Genomic DNA, 18,909 nt, shown 5'->3' on the forward strand with positions numbered 1-18,909 from the left:
GTGCTTTGCGCAGACAGTTTTGTTATGCTCGCTGACGAATTTTTTAACACTTACCCAGGCTCCATTGGAACATTTTTGCTCAAAAGAAAAATTTCAAAGGAAAATGGGTACAAATCCGGGGAACAGGATCGATGAAATACGCATTAAGCGCTGTGGCTTTGGCTTTATTAACTGCCTGTGGCCAACCAGGTGATACCTCAAAAACACAAGAAACTGCTATGACCGAAACTCAGGCTGCTCATCCTTTTACCTACCCAGTCACGGTCAAAGGTGATGTGGTGGATAGTTATTTTGATACGAAAGTGGCGGACCCATACCGCTGGCTGGAAGATGACCGTAGTGAACAAACCGGCAACTGGGTGAAAGAGCAAAATAAAGTCACTTTTGCCTACCTGGACCAAATCGGCTACCGCGACCAAATTAAACAACGATTAGAAGCGCTGTGGAACTATGAAAAAGTAGGCGCACCTTTTATTGAAGGTGACTACACCTACTTCTTTAAAAACGACGGTTTACAGAATCAGTCCGTGCTGTACCGCAAAAAAGGCGATGCTGAAGCTGAAGTCTTTTTAGACCCCAATACCTTCAGCAGCGATGCCACCACCTCTTTAGCCGATGTATCTTTTTCTGAAGACGGTAAAATTCTGGCCTACTCCATCTCTGAAGGTGGCAGTGACTGGCGCAAAATCATTATTATCGATGTAGAAACCAAAAAGCCAATTGAAGAAACACTGGTGGATGTGAAGTTCAGCGGCGTGTCCTGGAAAGGCAATGAAGGTTTTTATTACTCCAGCTACGACAAACCTGAAGGCAGCGAACTGTCAGCCAAAACCGACCAGCACAAGCTGTATTACCATAAGTTAGGCACAGCGCAAAAAGACGATCCGGTTGTCTTTGGTGGTGTGGATGCGGAAAAACACCGTTATGTCGGTGGTGTGGTGACGGATGATGGTAAATACCTGATTGTCTCTGCCGCCAACGCCACCTCTGGTAATAAAGTCTTCTTAAAAGATTTAACCAAAGCCGACAGCGCTTTTGTCACTTTATACGCCGAAGGCACTGCCGATTTTGAGTTTGTCGACAGTCGTGACAACGCTTTGTATTTTGTCACTAACTTAAATGCAGCCAATAAAAAGCTGATCAAAATTGACGCCACAGCTCCTGCTGCGGATAAGTGGACTGATGTGATCCCGGAAACGGCTAATGTGCTGGATGTCAGCAAAGGCGCAGGTTTCTTCTTCGCCAATTACATGGTGGATGCGATTTCTCAAATCAAACAATACGACTACGACGGCAAGCTGGTGCGTGATGTAGCGCTGCCGGGTTTAGGTACTGTGTCTGGTTTTGCTGGCAAAACTAAAGACAGCACCTTGTATTACAGCTTCACCAACTACAACACTGCGCCCAGCACTTTTGCTTTTGAGCCAAAATCTGGCGAAACCAGCACGTACTACAAAGCGGCTGTGAAGTTTAACAGTGACGATTACGAGTCGAAGCAGGTGTTTTACACCAGCAAAGACGGTACTAAAGTGCCGATGATCATCACCCACAAAAAAGGTATTCAACTGGATGGCAACAACCCAACCATGTTGTACGGCTATGGTGGTTTTAACGTCAGCCTGACGCCAGCGTTCAGCGTGGCTAATTTAGTCTGGATGGAAATGGGCGGCGTGTATGCGGTGCCGAACCTGCGTGGTGGTGGTGAATACGGCAAAGCCTGGCACGACGCAGGTATTCAGCTGAAAAAACAAAATGTGTTTGATGACTTTATTGCGGCTGGTGAATACCTGATCGCGCAAAAATACACCTCAAGCGGCAAACTGGCTATTCGTGGTGGTTCGAACGGCGGTTTGTTAGTCGGTGCTGTGATGACGCAGCGTCCTGACTTAATGAAAGTAGCTATTCCACAAGTCGGTGTATTGGATATGCTGCGTTACCACACCTTCACTGCAGGTGCGGGCTGGGCTTATGACTATGGCACGTCCGAGCAAAGCAAAGAGATGTTTGATTATCTCAAAGGCTACTCACCAGTGCATAACGTCAAAGAAGGCGTGGCTTACCCTGCAACTCTTGTGACTACCGGTGATCACGACGACCGGGTTGTACCGGCACATTCCTTTAAGTTTGCCGCTGAGTTGCAAGCCAAAGCCACTGGCCCTAACCCGCAAATGATCCGGATTGAAACCAATGCAGGCCATGGTGCTGGTGTGCCTGTGTCCAAGCAAATTGAATTAGCAGCGGATATCTTTGGTTTCACCCTGTTTAATATGGGCGTAAAAGAGTTACCTAAGCAGTAAATAGAGGTGACCCAATGATGTTGGGTCCTCTATCCATTGAGACAAGCCAGAGTCCGAGGACTCTGGCTTTTTTACACCTCTGGCTCTGTGCAAAGCGCTAGTGCTGCATTACTATGTCGCCGTTTTAGCGGGGTTGTTGTGTGAGTTCAGTCGCCGTTTGCAAGACGGACTCCTTGAGAGTCACAGATACAGGAGATGTCGTATGAAGAAGTGGTTAGCAGTGGCTGTGTTGGGTATTGCACTGGCAGGTTGTAGCTCTGTGCCGGATGACTGGAGCAATATGACACAAACCGAAATACAAAGCTGGCAAGCCAGTGGTTTTACTGCAGAAGTCGCTCAGCAGTGGAAAGCCAGTGGTTTTAATTCCGAAGCTGCAGGCCTGTGGAAAACTATGGGCTTTAATCTGGAGTCTGCCACAGAGTGGTCGGCGCAAAAGTTTAGCGCCGAAGAAGCGAAAAACTGGGTTGCTACAGGCTTTGAACTGGATGACGCTGTCGATTATCGCGCCAGAGGTTTATCGCCTATTCACCGTGAACAGGCGGTTGAATAACCTCAGCGTCTGACCCCCTTTGTGGATACAGAGCCCGGTTTTTACTGGGCTTTTTGTTGCGGCTGTATCAGTGGTCGTAGTCGCTCTGTATCCCGCAGTTCTTATTCCACTTGTCGTTTTGTACTTGAATAGAATGAGTTTCTGCGCTCTGATGAGGTTCATTTCAACGGAGGTTATCGATGGCAGATTTTCGCAGTGACACCGTCACTCAACCTACAGCGGCGATGAAAGCCGCTATGCTCTCTGCGCCTTTAGGCGATGATGTGTTTCAGGACGACCCGACGGTGAATAAGTTGCAGCGTTATGCCGCTGAGCTTTTGGGGTTTGAAGCCGCCTTGTTTGCCCCCAGTGGTACCCAAACCAATTTAATAGCATTGATGGCGCACTGCCAGCGTGGTGATGAAGCCATAGTAGGCCAGCAGTGGCACACCTATCGCTGGGAAGGTGGGGGCATGGCGGTGTTAGGTTCGATTCAGCCCCAGCCGATTGAACATCAGCCCGACGGCACGCTCGCGCTTGAGCAGATCCGTGCTGCGGTAAAACCAGACGATCCACATTTTGCCCGTACTAAATTAATAGTGATGGAAAACACCACAGGCGGTAAAGTGTTGCCTTTGTCTTATATGAATTCAGTGGCGGCTTTAGCCAAAGAGCTGGGGCTGAATTGCCATATTGATGGCGCAAGGCTGATGAATGCGGCTGTGGCTTTAGCCACAGCGGATGGTTCTCATCCACTACAAAAAGCCAGAGCGCTTTGCGCTGGTTTTGATTCAGTGTCTTTGTGTTTATCCAAGGGCTTGGGTGCCCCTGTTGGTTCGTTATTGTTGGGGAATCAGGCATTTATTCAACAGGCCAGACGGCTGCGTAAGATGCTCGGCGGTGGCATGCGCCAGGCGGGCATGCTGGCGGCAGCGGGTTTGTATGCACTGCAGAACAATGTTGAGCGTCTGGCAGAGGATCATCAGCATGCACAGCAACTGGCCGAAGGTTTACAACGCATCGCGGCCGAACATCCGCTTCTGAAAGGCAAACTGGCGCTGGTATCGGTCAATACCAATATTTTATTTACCGATATAGCCTTGGATCTGGCCGAACCTTTGCTGGCACATTTGGCAAAGCAGGGCATCCAATTAACCAGCAGTAATTACAACAAGGCGGATCAACACTTCAAACGAGTGCGTTGGGTGACCCATTTAGATATCAGTGCTGCAGATATTCAGCATGCACTGTCGGCGGTGCAAGGTTTTAGTGGCTAAGACTAAGCTGCTGATTTCTGAGATGGCCTGCTCTGTTTTTCTTTGCGGAAGCTGTTAAGGTAAAACCAACAACCCACAAGTAAAAACAGAAAATCCGGGGCCATCTATGAAACTCACTTTCGTCGCTTGTCTGACGGCTGCTTTTTTTGCCAGCAGTTATGCCAATGCAGCTTATTACCGCTCGCCTTCACTGCAGCAAAACCAACTGGTGTTCACCGCCGAAGGTGATTTATGGCTAAGCGCCGTCAATAGCAGCGAAGCCAAACGCCTGACTACGCATGCTGCTGAAGAATCTCAGGCACTTTTTACCCCGGACGGCAAAGCTGTGGTCTATGTGGCCGCTTACGATGAGACGCCGGATATTTATTATTTAGCGTTGGCGGGCGGTGCGCCCAAACGTCTGACAGCGCTCAATGCCAAGGTGAAATTACAGGGCTGGAGTCTGGACGGCAAATTGTTGTACAGCACAGATGCGATGACAGGACCTGTCAATAGCTGGGTACTGAAATTGCTGGATTTGGAAACGCAGCAGACTGAAACCTTGCCTTTACTGGATGCAGTCGAAGCTGTGCTGGATGAGCAAAATGGTTATCTCTACTTTATCCGTTATGGCTTGCAACTCACGGGGGATAACGCTCGTCAGTATCAGGGCGGTGCCAAAGGTCAGCTCTGGCGCTGGAAACTGGGCTCACAACTTGAAGCTGAACGCTTATTAGCTGACCATCCAGGCTCGATACGTCACCCTATGATTTGGCAAGGCCAATTGGTGCTGGTGAGCGATGCGGGCGGCAATGCCAATTTATGGTCGTACGATCCTGTCTCCACTCAATTGAAAGAGCTGACGACACATCAGGATTTTGCTGTGCGCTCTGCCCGGATGGATCAGGGTAAAGTTGTGTATCAACTGGGCGCTGATATCAAACTGCTGGATTTAGCCTCAGGCCAAAGCAGCACTCAGGCGCCGCTGTTGGTCACAGACTCACCACAGCAACGTCAGCGTCTGTTAAGCGAGCCTTTAAACTATCTCACATCCGATTCAGTCGGTTTTGCTAAACAAAAGTTGGTATTAACCCTGCGTGGCAAAGTGCAGGTGCTATCCAGGGCGCCACAGCGTATAGTCGAATTGGCCGTACCTGAAACCGCCCGGGCCCGCAGTGCCGTTGTCAGTCAGGATGGTCTGTGGGTGTATTTAATTTCCGATCAGTCCGGTGAACCGGAGATCTGGCGATATGCTGCCGATGGTTCGGATCAGGGCAAGCAGTTGACCAAAGATGGCCGGGGTTTTCGCTGGCATTTAAGCTTATCGCCAGATGGCCGTTACTTAGCGCATGATGATAAACAAGGTCAGTTGTGGGTATTGGATACCAGAAGCGGCACTAATCAGCTTGTCTATAAAAGTGGTTCAGGTTTAAGCCCCTACGCTGATTTAAGCTGGAATAAAAACAGCACCTTGCTGGCGTTTACCACAGAAAAAGATGGGGTAGGCCGTCAGCAAATTGGTCTCTATGCCGTCAAAGAGCAACAGGCGAAGTTACTGACCACTGATAAATACAACTCCTTTAGCCCTGCTTTTCACCCTGACGGAGACTGGTTGTATTTTTTATCCGAACGTGAATTAAAACCTACTCCGGGCAGTCCATGGGGCGATCGCAATATGGGGCCTGCTTTTGAGCAAAGGGCGCAGGTGTTTGCTTATGCGCTCAATAGCACAGCAGTATTCCCATTTGCTGCTGAAACTGAGCTGACGGCGGGCCTGGAAGGGCAAGCCAAAGCCATCGCATTAGAAGATTTACCAGGCCAGCTCTGGCAAGTGCCAGTGGCCGCGGGCAATTATCAAAAGCTGCAAGCCGGGGCTGATTATTTGTATCTGCAGGAGTTTGAATACAGCGGCGATGCCGGGGCTGTCAGAGCAGTAAAAATTGAACCTGACAATAAAAAACTGCTGAGCTTTGCCGGTAAAGTGAGGGATATACAAAGCAGTGCTGATGGTAAGTCCTTGTATTTGCGCTATGAAACCGAACCTGGTCAGTATAGATTTTTCTTGGGTTCAGCCACAGCCAAAGCGCCGGAGGGCGAAGATGCTGAGCCATGGGCTGTGGATAACATCAGTCTGACCCTCACGCCTAAAGCGGAATGGCAACAAATGTTTCATGATGCCTGGCTGATGCACCGGGAGTTTTTATTTGACCCGTCGATGCGGGGTGTCGATTGGGGCAGTATCAAAAGGCGTTATCAGCCCTTAGTCGACAGAGTGACAGACAGATTTGAGCTCGATGATGTGCTGGCGCAACTGATTGGTGAATTGTCGGTATTGCACTCGCAAGTGCGGGGTGGTGACTATGCCAAAGCCAGTGAAAGCAGCAAAGCCGCCAGCCTCGGCGCTGAATTTATCAGCCGTGACGGCAAACTGGTGCTGCAGACCATTTACCAGACTGATCCGGATTTACCTGCTGTAGCCAGTCCACTCAATAGCGCTGGAGTAAAACTCAAAGCAGGCGATAGTGTAGTGGCTGTGAACGGCAAGGCAGTCGCTACGGTGTTGGATCTGCATCAGGCCTTACAGCAGCAACAAGGTCAACAAGTACTGCTGCAAATAGAGCGCGACGGCAAAAGCTTTAAAAAAGTGGTGGTCCCCGTCAGCCCACAGCAAGAACAAACATTAAGGTATCAGCACTGGGTACAGCAGAAAAAACAGCAGGTAGAGCAGCAAGGCAAACAACAGCTGGGCTATCTGCATCTGTATGCCATGACCGCCAGCGATATCAGCAACTTTGCCCGCGAGTTTTATGCCAATGTCGACAAGCAGGGGTTGATTATTGATGTGCGCCGTAACAGAGGTGGCAATATCGACAGTTGGGTGATTGAAAAACTGTTACGTAGGGTCTGGGCCTTCTGGCAACCCACCCAGGGCAAAGCCTATGGCAATATGCAACAGACCTTCCGTGGTCAGTTGGTGGTGTTAACCGACCCTCTGACCTATTCAGATGGCGAAACTTTTGCCGCTGGGGTGAAAAGTTTAGGCTTAGGCCCTGTCGTGGGGCAACAAACTGCGGGGGCCGGTGTCTGGTTATCGGGCCGCAATTTGTTAGCTGATATGGGTGTGGCAAGGGTTGCAGAGACAGCACAGTTTGATAAAGACGGCCGCTGGATCATCGAAGGCCGCGGTGTCAGTCCGGATCTGTGGGTCGACAACCTGCCTTATGCCAGTTTTAACGGCCAGGATGCACAATTATCTTATGCCATCAGTCTGTTGCAAAAACAGTTGCAGGAACAGGCCGTGCCAGAGCTGAAAGCCGAACCATTAAAACCCGGGATAGCCAAAGATGCACAAAAGCTGAGCTGGTAATAGACCTGTGGTACTTGAAGCCGCAGCTTTGTTGACTGCATGTTCTCGCCCCAGTTACATAGTTAAGCTATGTGACTGGGATCTCATGCTGTTGTCGCCTCCCTGCAATTCCAGGTTACCTGGCTATACACTCAAAATAGCGCAGAGAGCAGGTTACGAAAAAACGTAATGGGTTTTTGTCCTGTTGCTGGATGTAAGCGCTTTACATTTTTCGGTTTAACTGTTATCCAATTGAAAACATTCATTATTGGATAACACTATGAAATTTAAACTGCTGTGTTTTTCTGTCGCCTTTTGTAGTTATTCCGTGCTCGCAGCCGACTGGCGGCCTTTGCTGGATAAAAATTTGAGTCAGTGGGATACCTACTTAAGTTATAAACACAAAGAGTCGTACGATGGTTCAGTGCCCAAAGACGAGCAGGGCAGGCCGATAGCGCCCATAGGTTTAAATACAGGCAACGATTTATATAAAGTCTTCACCATGCTTGAAGAAAATAATCAGCCTGTGCTTCGAGTCAGCGGTGAAATTTATGGTGCTGTCACCAGTAAAAACTCTTACAAAAACTACCACTTTAAACTGCAGTTTCGTTGGGGCGATAAAAAATGGCCACCTCGCCTGAATAAACTCAAAGACAGCGGCATTTTGTATCACGCTGTAGGCGAACATGGGCAGGAGTATTTTCGCTCCTGGATGATGTCTCAGGAATTTCAGATCATGGAAGGTCATAATGGCGATTATTGGCAACAGGCCAATTCAGCTATTGATGTGCGCGCTTTTATGCCTGAGTCCATTATGAATGCGGTAGCTGATGAAACTCAGCCTTTTCTGAAAGTCGGTAAAGGCGAAGAGTTGCAGGGGTTTGTGTTACGTAAAGACAACCATGAAAAACCAGCAGGGCAGTGGAATACGCTGGAGCTGATTAGCTTTGAAGGTCAGAGCCTACATATCGTCAATGGTCATGTGGTGATGGTGTTGCGCAATTCGCGGTATGTTACACCGGGCGGTAAAACCAAACCTTTAGTCGAAGGTAAAATTCAGTTGCAAAGTGAAGCGGCAGAAATTTTTTACAAAGACGTGCAAATCAAAGCGCTTGATCAGATGCCTGCTGAGTATGCCCGGTTGTTTTTGTAAGGTTTTAGCAAAAAGAGGCCGCTTCGGGCAGCCTCTTTGACTTGAGAAAAGTTGCGGCCGACCTAAGGGTCAGAATTTGTATCCGATGTTCAATACTGCCACGGTTTTGTTATCGCCTTCACGACGACCATTCTGATGCTCTGCAGTGCCTAGGCCGCCCCCCACAGTCCAGCCACGACCACTAAAGCCGCTGATGTGGTAGTCATAAGTCGCCAGCAGCAAGCTATCGGCATTAAACACATCGGACTCTGACGCATACTGCGCACCAAATACATGCGAGCTAGCCGCTGATGGCGCCAAATGAACGCCGACAGCGGCAGCATTGACGCCGACACCGACATACAAAGCCATATTGTTTTCGCGATAGATAAATTTACCGCCCAAATCGCCATACTGTGAACCAAAACCTGCTGCCGGGATAAATTCGCCCGCTGGCACTGTGGCTGTGAACGCCGCAGTCAGTGCCAGCGTAGTCAGCGCTACTTTCATTTTCATTGGGAGTCAACCTCTGTTGGATTCTGTATCTGATGTCATGGAGTGACAAAACAGCGGCAGTCTATCTTTGCGACATGAATGGCAGCTTACTGGTATGGAAAAACGATCTTAAGACCGATCTGGAACAATACCTTAAGTCAATAAGTACAGACTCAGTTCAGCCAGCGCTCATGTTTCATCGGTTAGGCTTGCAATCCGCCTGCTGTTGGGAAGTCCGAACCTTACCCGGCAGTGTCAACCCAAAGAAGACAGGAGTGCATCTGATGAGTGCAATCAAACAACAGCAAAGTGCGCAACCCTTTGGCTATAGTGCCCGAACCATCAACGAAGCATTAACCCAACAGGAACGCAGAGCATTAAGCCTGATTTGGCGCGATGACGATAGCGAGGCTGTAAACACAAAGCGTCGTGAAACTGCGCTGGAGCATTGCGCTGAGCTCGGCTACAACTGATTTTTGTAGCGCTGCAGTACCTCTGCCCGCGCTCAAATACAGCAGGGGACAGCGAAAGCATAACCCTGCTGCTGCCACTGTTTTCTCTGTGTCATGCCGCTGAACACTACACATATCTGGTGTTTGCCTACTGAGTATCACTGCAACTGATCACGGATGTGTTCCATCAGCTTGGTACAACTTCAGTTGCTGCATCAGTTGCCAGACACTTTGGGGCTGCTCTGTGGCCTGCAGATAATCACCAACTTTTTGCCGCTGAGCGGCAGATTTATTCTGCGATAGCTTCATTTTTCCCAGCCAACTGCTGACATCGATCCGCACGCCACAGATAGCATGCACCAGCTTTTGTTGATACTCAGTGGCTTGCTGTAGAGCTGGCGCAGAAAAACCTTCTTGTCTGCGCACTAACTCCAGGGTTTGCTCCGTATTCAAGGTAAAGGCGGTGCCTTTGAGTTCAACCAGACTGTAGTTCCAGGTAGACACCGCATGGTCTTCGCCGTAACAGTCAGCGGCGACAAACGCATGTGGGCCCATAATCACAACCTGCACTTGCTGTTGGTCAAGCTGCTTTAACTGTGGATTGTTGCGGGCTAGGTGACAATAAGCCGTGAGTCGTTGCTCTTGCCAGTCGAATAAAAAAGGCAGAGGGCTGTACCGCAGTTCCGGCTCGCTGCTGAGCAGTAAACCAAAATAGTTTTGCTTGAGAAAAGTCTGGATCTGCGGCTGATCGTCAGTGTGAAAATGTTTAGGTAAATACATGATTTTTAACGTTCCCTTTTGATCACAAAGGCATTGTGACATAACTGATAGCCGACTTTGGGGTAGTACAGCATTGCACTTTGCGCACTATGCAACAATTGCTGCACTTCAGGTCCTGTGACGTGCTGTACCTGGCGTAATAATTCTGTACCAATGCCCTGATGTTGCACGCTTTTGTCCACCAGCAAATCACAGATATAAACCACCCAGGCTTTGTCTGTCAGGCAGCGGGCTAAGCCCATCAGCTTGCCCTCTTGCCGCGCTGTCACCAGCAAATTGGCGCTGGCCAGCAGAGTCGCCATCCGGCTGGTGTTGTCTATGGGTCTGTTAATGCCAGAGGCTTTATACAAAGCCAACATTTCTTCCAGATCAAAACTGGACTCTACTTGATAACTCAGCATGCAAACTTCTCCTGTGCTTGTGTTGGTTGCTGTTTTATCGTTAAGCTGGTCCTATTAAAAGTACCAGTTTTGTTAAAGTGAGAGATCCAGTTTGCGAGTTGAGCTTGGAAGTTTTTTCTTGTCCGGTCAGGGGACTTTGCAACAACAGTTGTATCAGGCACTGCGCGAAAAGCTATTAACAGCGCAGTGGTCAAGCGGTGCTTTTTTGCCATCCAGCCGGCAATTAGCTAATGAACTTAATCTAAGCCGCAATACTATTAATCAGGTGCTACAGCAGTTGGTTGCAGAAGGTTATCTGCAAGGACAACCCGGGCGAGGTTACCTGATTGTATCTACAGCTCCTGATCAGTTTTTTCAGGCCAGCAGTGGGCCTTTCAAAGTTGCCGAAACCGAGATGGAGCTGGTGGATTATAGCATCAGCCTGAAGTCCGGACCTGCATCTGGTTTGTTGCAACCCGGAGTGCCGGACTTGGCTGCTTTTCCTTTTGCGTTGTGGCAAAAGTTGACTCAACGCCACAGTGGCAGAGCCGCCTTGGCAGGTATGGCTGATGTGATGGGGTATTTGCCGCTGCGTCTGGCATTGAAAGATTATTTACGCCAGTCACGTCAGGTGTTGTGTGACGAGGACAGTATCTTGATCACACCCGGTGCTCAGGCCGCTTTGTTTGTCGCAGCTAAATTAGTCAGCAAAGCCGGAGACAAAGTGGCAATGGAGTCACCCGGTTATCCGCGTCTGCGTCAGGCGTTGCAGTTATCCGAAGCTGATATTCACTACATTGATGCCAGTTCAGAGCAGGGGATTGCAACCGCTGAACTCGAACAGCTTGAGGGCTGCAAAGCTTTGTTTGTCACCCCAGCCCATCAATACCCTCTGGGTGGTATTATGCCGCTAACAGAGCGGTTACAGCTATTGGAGTGGTCGAGACGCCAACATTGTGTATTGGTCGAAGATGATTACGACAGTGAGTTTCAGTTTAAACACCGACCTATTGCCAGTTTACAGGGCTTAGCTCAGGGGCAGGGGGTGATTTATGTCGGCTCCTTTAGTAAAACCTTATTCCCGGCACTGAGGTTGGGCTATCTGGTGCTGCCTAAACAATGGATGCCTAAAGCGGCGGCTTTACTGCAGGCTCTGTATGGTGATGTGGCTTTAGTGCCTCAGGCCGTGACTGCAGATTTTATACTGGAAGGGCATTTTGGCCGGCATTTACGGAAAATGCGACAACTGTATCAACACAAACAACAGTATTGCCTCAACCTGATCAGAGAGTTTTTACCCGACGCCATCTTGCATGCCCGTTACGCAGGTTTGCATTTGTGCATGGAGTTTCCTTACAGCATAGCGGATCAACAATTAACGGCAGAACTGGTACAGCGCGGTTACAGAATACAGCCCTTAAGTCGGTATGTATTTTCGGGTATCAAGCGAACAGGTTTAGTCATAGGACTGGCTCACACCACGGAGCAGCAGTTAATGGCCGCTGTCCGGTTGCTTGTCGTGCTATTGCCGTCGTACAAAGCTGCCGCTGCAGTGGAATAGCTTGAATAATTTGCAAATGGGAATTATTATCATCTAGGTTGTTTGTTTACGCTGTAACATCTGATGATAAAACCTGAGCAAAAAAACGCAGCCGCCAAATTGAGTAAAACCATCCGACAATGGCTTGGGCTTGCTATTGTCATCACCGGAGCTGTACTACTAGTGTTGGAGGGGGTTGCGATGTTACCGCTTTAATGCTTCAGCCAGCTCCGAATTGAGCAAAAGCATCAGACGAAACCAGCAGCTTACCTCGCTCTCTTGTCCTTCCTCTGTACACTGATTACAATCGCCGCCATTCAATGAATGAGTTGGAGTTGTGATGAATAAAAGTCTTATGACCAATCTATTGTCGTTGATAGTGATGGCCTGTGGCTGGTTTTTCGCGCTGCCCTGGTTATGGGCTATGGGATTGTTTGCATTTTCAGGGGCTGTAACCAACTGGTTGGCGATTCATATGTTGTTTGAAAAAGTGCCACTGCTGTATGGCTCAGGTGTCATTCCGGCACGTTTTACTGAATTTAAACAAGGCATTTATCAGTTGATCATGGGGCAGTTCTTTAGCAAAGAAAATCTGCAACGTTTGCTTGCAGAGCAGCATGAACAGGACGCAGTGAGCTTAAAACTTGCTCCGGTGATTGAAGCTATCGACTTATCTCCAGCCTTTGATGCCCTGCTGGACACTGTGCAGAAGTCGTCTTTAGGGGGGATGCTGGCCATGTTTGGTGGTGCTCAGATGTTAGTGCCGTTAAAACAACCTTTTATTGAAAACCTGAGCCGCTCTTTAGTTGAGTTGGCAGACAGCCCGGACGTACAACAGCAGATTAAAAATCAGTTGCATCAGGGCGATACTATTGATCTGCTGCAACCTAAAATTGCTGCTGTAGTCGAAGCCCGTTTAGCTGAGCTGACGCCTGCGCTGGTCAAAGACATAGTGCAACAGATGATCCGTCAGCATTTAGGCTGGCTGGTGGTATGGGGCGGTGTGTTTGGGGCCTTGATTGGCCTGTTCAGTAGTATTGTCTCGGCGATTTAACGGCTGAAACAGCAGGGGAAGCCTGAACTTTGCCCTGCTGTTCTTTTCTCCCTGCAATTGCAGCTTGTCAAGGCAGATAAATTTCGCCTTGTAAGTACAGCCTGGCCTGACCGGATACCAGCACCCGGTCTGACATGAGTTCACAGCGTAATACCCCACCCCGAGCTGAGGCCTGATAGGCCATCAGTTGGCTTTTCCCTAATCTGTCTGCCCAATAAGGCACCAGACCGGCGTGAATAGATCCTGTGACGGGGTCTTCATCGCCACCATTGGCGGGCCAGAAATAACGGGAGACAACATCGTAGTCTGTGCCTGCTGCTGTTGCGACTACATCATAAGGGGCGAGCTTTTTGAGCTCTGCACTATTGGTGCTGAGTTGTTTTACCTGTTGCTCGTTATCATAAATGGCAAAATAGGCCTGAGCACTGCGCAACACTAAAGACGGAGTGATGGATAAACCCTGAAGCAATGCTTCTGGTGCAGCAACAACGCTAGCAGGACGTTTAGGAAAATCCATTTGGATCCAATCCTCTGTTTGCTTGCTTACCCTTAAGTCACCTACAGCTAAAGTGCTAAATCTAAGCTCAGTACTGTCAGTTTGACCAAACAACACAAAGGCAGCCGCTAAAGTGGCGTGACCACAAAAATCAATTTCAGTGACTGGAGAAAACCAGCGGATCTGATAATGATCGTCAGCAAGCTTGAGTAAAAAAGCCGTTTCTGACAAGTTGTTTTCAGTGGCAATCTGTTGCATCAGTTCAGGACTGATGGCGTGTGGTACAGGCACGACCGCCGCATAGTTCCCCTTGAATAACTGATCGGTAAACGCATCGACTTGATAAATAGGCAGTTTCATCTGTGTTTTTCCTCGTTTGAGCTGAAGTTGCAGCATCATAACTCAGAAAAATGCCGCCTGATGGCTGAACTTGCTTATAATAAGGTCGTTGTTTTAGGAGAAGTTCGATGAAAGTTGTCATGTCAGTGTTGTTGTCCGGTCTGCTTGTTTGTGGCTCCGTCTCTGCCAATGAGGTGGACATGGAAAAAACCATGAAACAAATGGCGCTGAGCTTTAAACAAGCAAAAGAAGCTCAATCTGTTGCAGAAATGACAGTCGCGATAGCAAGTTTTGAAGCGCAGGTCCAACTGGCACAGCAAGCCAAATTCGCACCTGAAAAAGCTCAATTGTATCAACAGGGACTTAAAGAGCTGGCACTTGAGGTCGAGCAAACCCAATTATTACTGGAAAAACATGACTTCGCAGCGGCACAGCAGCAATTGCAGAAACTGGACGAACTGCGCAAACAGTATCATAAGCACCGCAAGCCGAGTTTCTGGCAGCTGATTTTTGGCTAATGCACTACAGCAGAGACTAACTACAGACAATTAATCACAGATTGTTATGGTCACTTACAGCAGACTGGCACTTTTCAGGAGCTATCACCATGCGTTTATTGTCTATCGCGATTTTATGTTGTTCCTATGGTAGTTGGGCTGCTTGTCCTGGCCAGTTTGACCGCAGCACCGACCAGCAATGGAATCAGTTTCGTTTGCAGTCAGACGTGAAACGTCTGGGCCCCTTGCTGGCGGATGAGTTTGTCTTGACGCATTCGGATGGCCGGGTAGAAAACAAGCACAGTTATTTACAGGATTTGGCCAGCAGCAACAGGGTGAACACCCAGATTGAAAACTTTGACGTGCAGATCCGTTGTTTTGAAAACACAGCAATAGTCACAGGAAGAACTCTGCAGCAAGGGATCTCCGCTGGCAAAACATGGCAGGGGGAATTCCGCTTCACCCGCGTTTGGTTTTATCAGCATAATCAATGGCTGCTGCAGGCTTCGCACTCCTCTCGCTTACGTTAACTGGTTTTTCCAACCCTATCTGAAGTATATTGCACACAATTCAATTGAGTCAGGTGGGATCATGAAGGCAGAAAACGAAGATCTTTTAGTACTGGAAAAACAGCTATGTTTTTCGTTGTACAGCGCAAGCCACAGACTGGTGCGTAGCTACAGGCAGTTACTTGAACCTCTGGATTTAACTTATCCACAGTATCTGGCCATGCTGGTGCTATGGCAGCAGTCTGAACTTAATGTCAAAGAGTTAGGTGAACAATTGCATCTGGATTCAGGTACTTTGACACCGCTGTTGAAACGGCTGGAGGCGAAGGGGCTGGTCTGCCGCAGCCGCAGTCAGCTTGATGAACGTGTGGTACAGATCCGCCTGACTGACCAGGGGAGAGCGTTAAAAGCTCAGGCCAGCCACATTCCAATGACTATTTTTCAGCAGTCTGGTATGCCTGTAGAACAGTTGATTGCTTTAAAACAAAGTTGTGATCAGTTGTTTCAACAGCTCGACACCTTGTAATCCATGTTGGCATCCCCATTTCAATGCTCAGATCCATGCAAAGGGCAGGATGATTTCAATGAGGCCAAGACGATGAGTTTATCTTTTTACAGTGCGTCAGTTCCGGTGTTTAAACAGTTTCTCACCAGCTTAAAAGATCTATTAGCGAAAGCCGAAAAATTTAGTCAGCACAAAGAATTAGACGATGCAGTACTGCTGCAGTCGCGTTTATACCCTGATATGTTTCCACTGGTGCGTCAGGTGCAAATTGCTGCTGATTTTGCCAAAAGTGTCTCAGCCCGATTAGCTGGTGTCGATGTGCCCGCGTATGAAGATAATGAGCAAACTTTTGCACAGCTACAGCAACGTCTGGATAAAACTCTGGCTTTTCTGGATACTTTGACTGCAGAACAATTTGCCAATGCTGCTGATAAAGAAATTGTGTTACGTCCGGGCACGGCCAAGGAAAAACGTTTTACTGGCACTCAGTACTTAGCTCAGTATGGTTTGCCACAGTTTTATTTTCACGTCACCACCAGTTATGCCTTGTTACGTCATAACGGGGTTGAGATAGGTAAAAAAGATTACATGGGGCAGATTTAGTTCTGAGTCCGAGCGGAGGGGAACAGCGGTTATCGTCGATTCCGCTGTTTATTCAAAATACAACACGCCTTCTGCAGCTTCTGTATGGATATTGTGATAATGCTTTAAAATCATTTGCCACTTTTCAGCGATAAACTGCTGTTGACCACTGCGACGAAGTTTTTCTGCTGCTGTTTTCCAGCGCTGCATTAGTTTCGGGTCCGTGCCAGGTTTAGACATCAACAGATAGACGTTAGAGCTTTTTAGTGTGTAGACGGATTTTATGTCTGTGCTCTCCAACCCCTCTTCCCATAACAAATGCTGAATGCCCTGGCTTTCGTAGGCGATTAAATCTAACCGGCCTGAGCGTAATCTGTGAATATTTTGTTGATGATTCACCGAAGGGTGCAAATTGCTAAAGCCCTGCTCAGTCAACCATTCTTCTCTGATATCACCCCGCACCACACCTATAGCGTTCACATTACGCAACTGGTCCAGCGACTCAATTTGAATTGGATTTGAACTCAAGGCATACACCGACCAGGCTTTGACACTTAGCTGGCCCAGCCAATAAAACTCATTTTCTCTTTTGGGTGTTCTGGAAAAACTGAATACAATCACATTAGGTTCGGTGCGGGCATAATGAATGGCCCTGGCTTCGGGCATGACTTCTATCACTGTTTTGTCATCCAGGCTACGCTGGATAGCTTGCACCACCTCGACAGAAAAACCAGTCAGTTGGCCATGACTATCGAGGTAGCTGGCTGGCGGCTCTACTACAGTGATGATGCGAAGAGGCTTGCCATGCAGCGAAAAACTCAGGACCAAAAAGAAAATAACGCCAACAATCCATCGCATGTTTTGCGTTCTCTTAATCAAATACTTTGTTAGGTATAGCCAGATTTCATCACTCTGACAACCACTTTGTGGCCCTCACGGATTAACCTCCTAGCAGGCGTTTCAGTTGTACCGTTGGCACTAAGATAATCAAATTGCCCAAAGCCACTATACAAACACCAATCAATGCAAACCAGCTCCAGTGATAGTTTTCAAAAATCGTAGAAATGCCTAAAGCCACTAGCGGGAACAACACCATAGTGTAAGCCGCTTTGGCCGGGCCAATGCGGCCTACCAGCGTCAGATAGGCACCAAAGGCTAACACCGAGCCAAACAATGACAAATACAACAGCGACACATTAAAACTAAGGCGGGTATCAAATACCGGCATAACACCTTGTGCTAAAGCCAAAATCGCCATCATGGCTGCACCATAGCTCATTCCAAACACATTACTTTGCACTACAGGCAGTTGCTGTTGCTGATTTTTGGAGGAAAGCATATTGCCAAGTGAGGCGATGTACGTACCTGCTATACTCAGCACTAATCCCCAAAAGGCTGAGCCGTTACTCTCCAGCCCTGCCAATTCAGGCCAGAACACAAAGGCTATACCGAGAATGCCCAATAAAGCACCCAACAGTGTTTTTATTTCGATAGGACGACCAAAAAACACAGCGCCATTAAGAATATTCATCAGCACTATGCTGGAAAAAACCACGGCAATCAGGCCGCTGGTTAAATCTGAAGTGGCCAGGTAAATCAGCAGGTAATTTAAACAGAATAAAAACAAGCCCTGCAGCGCCATCCAGCCATGCTGGCGGCGACTGAAACGTAGCGGCAGTTTACGCCACAGACACCATAGCCAGAGTAATAACGCTGCCAGACCAAAACGATAGACAATGGACCACATTTCCGGCACATCGCCAAGTTGAAACTTAATGGCAAAAAAGGTCGAGCCCCAGATCAAGACAGTGGCCAGATACAAGGTGATGGAGTGGGTCAGCATAAGGCCTCAGAAAACATCAGAATTTAGTCAGTTGGACGAACAGGTTTTGTAAGTTTCTTGCAGAAATCCTGTTGCACTATGCTCAGGGCCGACAGCACTGTTTCCGCTGGTAAATCCTGTTGCTCCAGCAACAGGATCAGTTCTACTGCCAGTTGTACTTCAAGAGGTGCATCAGATAAAGCCGGAGCTTTAGTTTTTGTCACGTTGAGTATCTAAGAAGGCTTTGGCTTTGCTTACGGCTTCACGCACTTTCATTACCATTTCAAAACGTTCGGTCTGAGGCAGGTAAAACGCCATATCCACTTCATAACGAATATATTTAGGCGGTAACTGATTCAGCACTATGCAGCATAAATCGGCCAGATACTCAGTGTCATATTCATCTTCCAGACGTAACTCAACTAAATGATCAAGCAGAAGTTTTTCGTAATAGTTATGGATATCATCATCTAACTTCATCTGTTGCTCCTTGTGTGCCTGAACCTTATGCTCAGGCCTATATTTTCTGCATTAAGCATAATCAGTTCAGCTATAAAACGCTACCAGCAGATGTGAACTTCGGGTTCGCCTGTTAGAATGGCGCGGTCAAAACAACAGGCCTTTGCCTAAGATTAGAAAAATGCAAAAAAATACCACCCCTTGCTACTACGGTGACTATCTGCAACTGGATAAAATTTTAACTGCCCAGGCGCCTGAAAGTGCGAAGTATGCCAATGAGGCCCATGATGAAACTCTGTTTATTGTGGTGCATCAGGTCTATGAACTCTGGTTTAAACAAGTGCTGCATGAATTAAAAGCTGTGCTTGGGGTCTTTGCCGGCGATGAAGTCAAAGATCAGCAATTAACTGGGGTAGTACACAAGCTCAAACGGGTAATT

21 protein-coding genes are annotated in these 18,909 nt (G+C 48.1%); 13 read left to right on the forward strand and 8 right to left on the reverse strand.

What is annotated here, in order from left to right:
* Positions 1 to 131 precede the first annotated feature (131 nt).
* The 5 genes from SD53_RS01935 (at position 132) to SD53_RS01955 (ending at position 8,581) form a co-directional block, all read left to right on the forward strand.
* On the forward strand, positions 132 to 2,297 hold the full coding sequence (locus tag SD53_RS01935; protein ID WP_046518522.1) for a prolyl oligopeptidase family serine peptidase: 2,166 nt from the start codon (positions 132 to 134) through the stop codon (positions 2,295 to 2,297).
* Positions 2,298 to 2,499: 202 nt separating this feature from the next.
* Positions 2,500 to 2,847 (forward strand): hypothetical protein, encoded by a 348-nt coding sequence (locus SD53_RS01940; RefSeq protein WP_046518523.1) that lies wholly within the window; start codon positions 2,500 to 2,502, stop codon positions 2,845 to 2,847.
* 179 nt (positions 2,848 to 3,026) lie between these two features.
* Positions 3,027 to 4,103: a low-specificity L-threonine aldolase gene (gene ltaE, locus SD53_RS01945; protein ID WP_046518524.1), complete on the forward strand. Its 1,077-nt coding sequence runs from the start codon at positions 3,027 to 3,029 to the stop codon at positions 4,101 to 4,103.
* Between the two features lie 106 nt (positions 4,104 to 4,209).
* A complete protein-coding gene (locus SD53_RS01950; RefSeq protein ID WP_046518525.1) occupies positions 4,210 to 7,449 on the forward strand; it encodes a S41 family peptidase in 3,240 nt (1,079 codons plus the stop codon).
* Between the two features lie 259 nt (positions 7,450 to 7,708).
* Positions 7,709 to 8,581: a 3-keto-disaccharide hydrolase gene (locus SD53_RS01955; protein ID WP_046518526.1), complete on the forward strand. Its 873-nt coding sequence runs from the start codon at positions 7,709 to 7,711 to the stop codon at positions 8,579 to 8,581.
* A gap of 69 nt (positions 8,582 to 8,650) precedes the next feature.
* Here the strand turns inward: SD53_RS01955 and SD53_RS01960 are convergent, their stop codons facing one another.
* The gene (locus tag SD53_RS01960) at positions 8,651 to 9,076 is read right to left on the reverse strand and encodes a hypothetical protein (RefSeq protein WP_046518527.1); all 426 of its coding nucleotides are present in this window, start codon (positions 9,074 to 9,076) and stop codon (positions 8,651 to 8,653) included.
* Positions 9,077 to 9,339: 263 nt separating this feature from the next.
* On the opposite strand from SD53_RS01960, the gene SD53_RS01965 reads away from it, so the two are divergent.
* Positions 9,340 to 9,528: a hypothetical protein gene (locus SD53_RS01965; RefSeq protein WP_046518528.1), complete on the forward strand. Its 189-nt coding sequence runs from the start codon at positions 9,340 to 9,342 to the stop codon at positions 9,526 to 9,528.
* Positions 9,529 to 9,678: 150 nt separating this feature from the next.
* Here SD53_RS01965 and SD53_RS17890 read toward each other — a convergent pair whose 3' ends face one another.
* Positions 9,679 to 10,287, reverse strand: a complete 609-nt coding sequence (locus SD53_RS17890) for an FMN-binding negative transcriptional regulator (RefSeq protein WP_052749216.1) — start codon at positions 10,285 to 10,287, stop codon at positions 9,679 to 9,681.
* Positions 10,288 to 10,292: 5 nt separating this feature from the next.
* A complete protein-coding gene (locus SD53_RS01975; protein ID WP_046518529.1) occupies positions 10,293 to 10,688 on the reverse strand; it encodes a GNAT family N-acetyltransferase in 396 nt (131 codons plus the stop codon).
* A 118-nt stretch (positions 10,689 to 10,806) separates the two neighbouring features.
* On the opposite strand from SD53_RS01975, the gene pdxR reads away from it, so the two are divergent.
* Positions 10,807 to 12,228 (forward strand): MocR-like pyridoxine biosynthesis transcription factor PdxR, encoded by a 1,422-nt coding sequence (gene pdxR / locus SD53_RS01980; protein WP_241481737.1) that lies wholly within the window; start codon positions 10,807 to 10,809, stop codon positions 12,226 to 12,228.
* Positions 12,229 to 12,547: 319 nt separating this feature from the next.
* Positions 12,548 to 13,261, forward strand: coding sequence for a DUF445 domain-containing protein (locus SD53_RS01985; protein WP_046518531.1), 714 nt, complete (start codon positions 12,548 to 12,550; stop codon positions 13,259 to 13,261).
* 67 nt (positions 13,262 to 13,328) lie between these two features.
* On the opposite strand, the gene SD53_RS01990 is transcribed toward SD53_RS01985, so the two are convergent.
* Positions 13,329 to 14,117: a PhzF family phenazine biosynthesis protein gene (locus tag SD53_RS01990; RefSeq protein ID WP_046518561.1), complete on the reverse strand. Its 789-nt coding sequence runs from the start codon at positions 14,115 to 14,117 to the stop codon at positions 13,329 to 13,331.
* Positions 14,118 to 14,224: 107 nt separating this feature from the next.
* Between SD53_RS01990 and SD53_RS01995 the strand changes: the two genes are divergently transcribed.
* The 4 genes from SD53_RS01995 to SD53_RS02010 all read left to right on the forward strand — a co-directional run bounded on the left by SD53_RS01995 (position 14,225) and on the right by SD53_RS02010 (position 16,210).
* Positions 14,225 to 14,614 (forward strand): cytochrome b562, encoded by a 390-nt coding sequence (locus tag SD53_RS01995; RefSeq protein WP_046518532.1) that lies wholly within the window; start codon positions 14,225 to 14,227, stop codon positions 14,612 to 14,614.
* Between the two features lie 89 nt (positions 14,615 to 14,703).
* Positions 14,704 to 15,123, forward strand: coding sequence for a nuclear transport factor 2 family protein (locus tag SD53_RS02000; RefSeq protein ID WP_046518533.1), 420 nt, complete (start codon positions 14,704 to 14,706; stop codon positions 15,121 to 15,123).
* A 61-nt stretch (positions 15,124 to 15,184) separates the two neighbouring features.
* Positions 15,185 to 15,628 carry a MarR family winged helix-turn-helix transcriptional regulator gene (locus SD53_RS02005; protein ID WP_046518534.1) on the forward strand — a complete coding sequence of 148 codons (444 nt, stop codon included), beginning with the start codon at positions 15,185 to 15,187 and terminating at the stop codon, positions 15,626 to 15,628.
* A 72-nt stretch (positions 15,629 to 15,700) separates the two neighbouring features.
* Complete coding sequence (locus SD53_RS02010) at positions 15,701 to 16,210, forward strand: DUF1993 domain-containing protein (RefSeq protein ID WP_046518535.1); 510 nt, start codon at positions 15,701 to 15,703, stop codon at positions 16,208 to 16,210.
* 48 nt (positions 16,211 to 16,258) lie between these two features.
* Here the strand turns inward: SD53_RS02010 and SD53_RS02015 are convergent, their stop codons facing one another.
* From SD53_RS02015 to SD53_RS02030, 4 genes are all read right to left on the reverse strand, one after another.
* Entirely contained in the window at positions 16,259 to 17,047 is a 789-nt protein-coding gene (locus SD53_RS02015) for a substrate-binding periplasmic protein (RefSeq protein ID WP_046518536.1), read from the reverse strand.
* A gap of 82 nt (positions 17,048 to 17,129) precedes the next feature.
* Positions 17,130 to 18,032: a DMT family transporter gene (locus SD53_RS02020; RefSeq protein WP_046518537.1), complete on the reverse strand. Its 903-nt coding sequence runs from the start codon at positions 18,030 to 18,032 to the stop codon at positions 17,130 to 17,132.
* Between the two features lie 23 nt (positions 18,033 to 18,055).
* A complete protein-coding gene (locus tag SD53_RS02025; protein WP_046518538.1) occupies positions 18,056 to 18,235 on the reverse strand; it encodes a DUF2496 domain-containing protein in 180 nt (59 codons plus the stop codon).
* Positions 18,222 to 18,491, reverse strand: a complete 270-nt coding sequence (locus tag SD53_RS02030) for a late competence development ComFB family protein (RefSeq protein ID WP_046518539.1) — start codon at positions 18,489 to 18,491, stop codon at positions 18,222 to 18,224. The genes SD53_RS02025 and SD53_RS02030 overlap by 14 nt, the downstream gene beginning before the upstream one ends.
* Positions 18,492 to 18,651: 160 nt before the next feature.
* Between SD53_RS02030 and SD53_RS02035 the strand changes: the two genes are divergently transcribed.
* The coding region (locus SD53_RS02035; RefSeq protein ID WP_046518540.1) for a tryptophan 2,3-dioxygenase family protein at positions 18,652 to 18,909 on the forward strand (258 nt) is incomplete at its 3' end.

This window comes from Rheinheimera mesophila, assembly GCF_000986865.1.
GTDB classification, from domain to species: domain Bacteria; phylum Pseudomonadota; class Gammaproteobacteria; order Enterobacterales; family Alteromonadaceae; genus Pararheinheimera; species Pararheinheimera mesophila.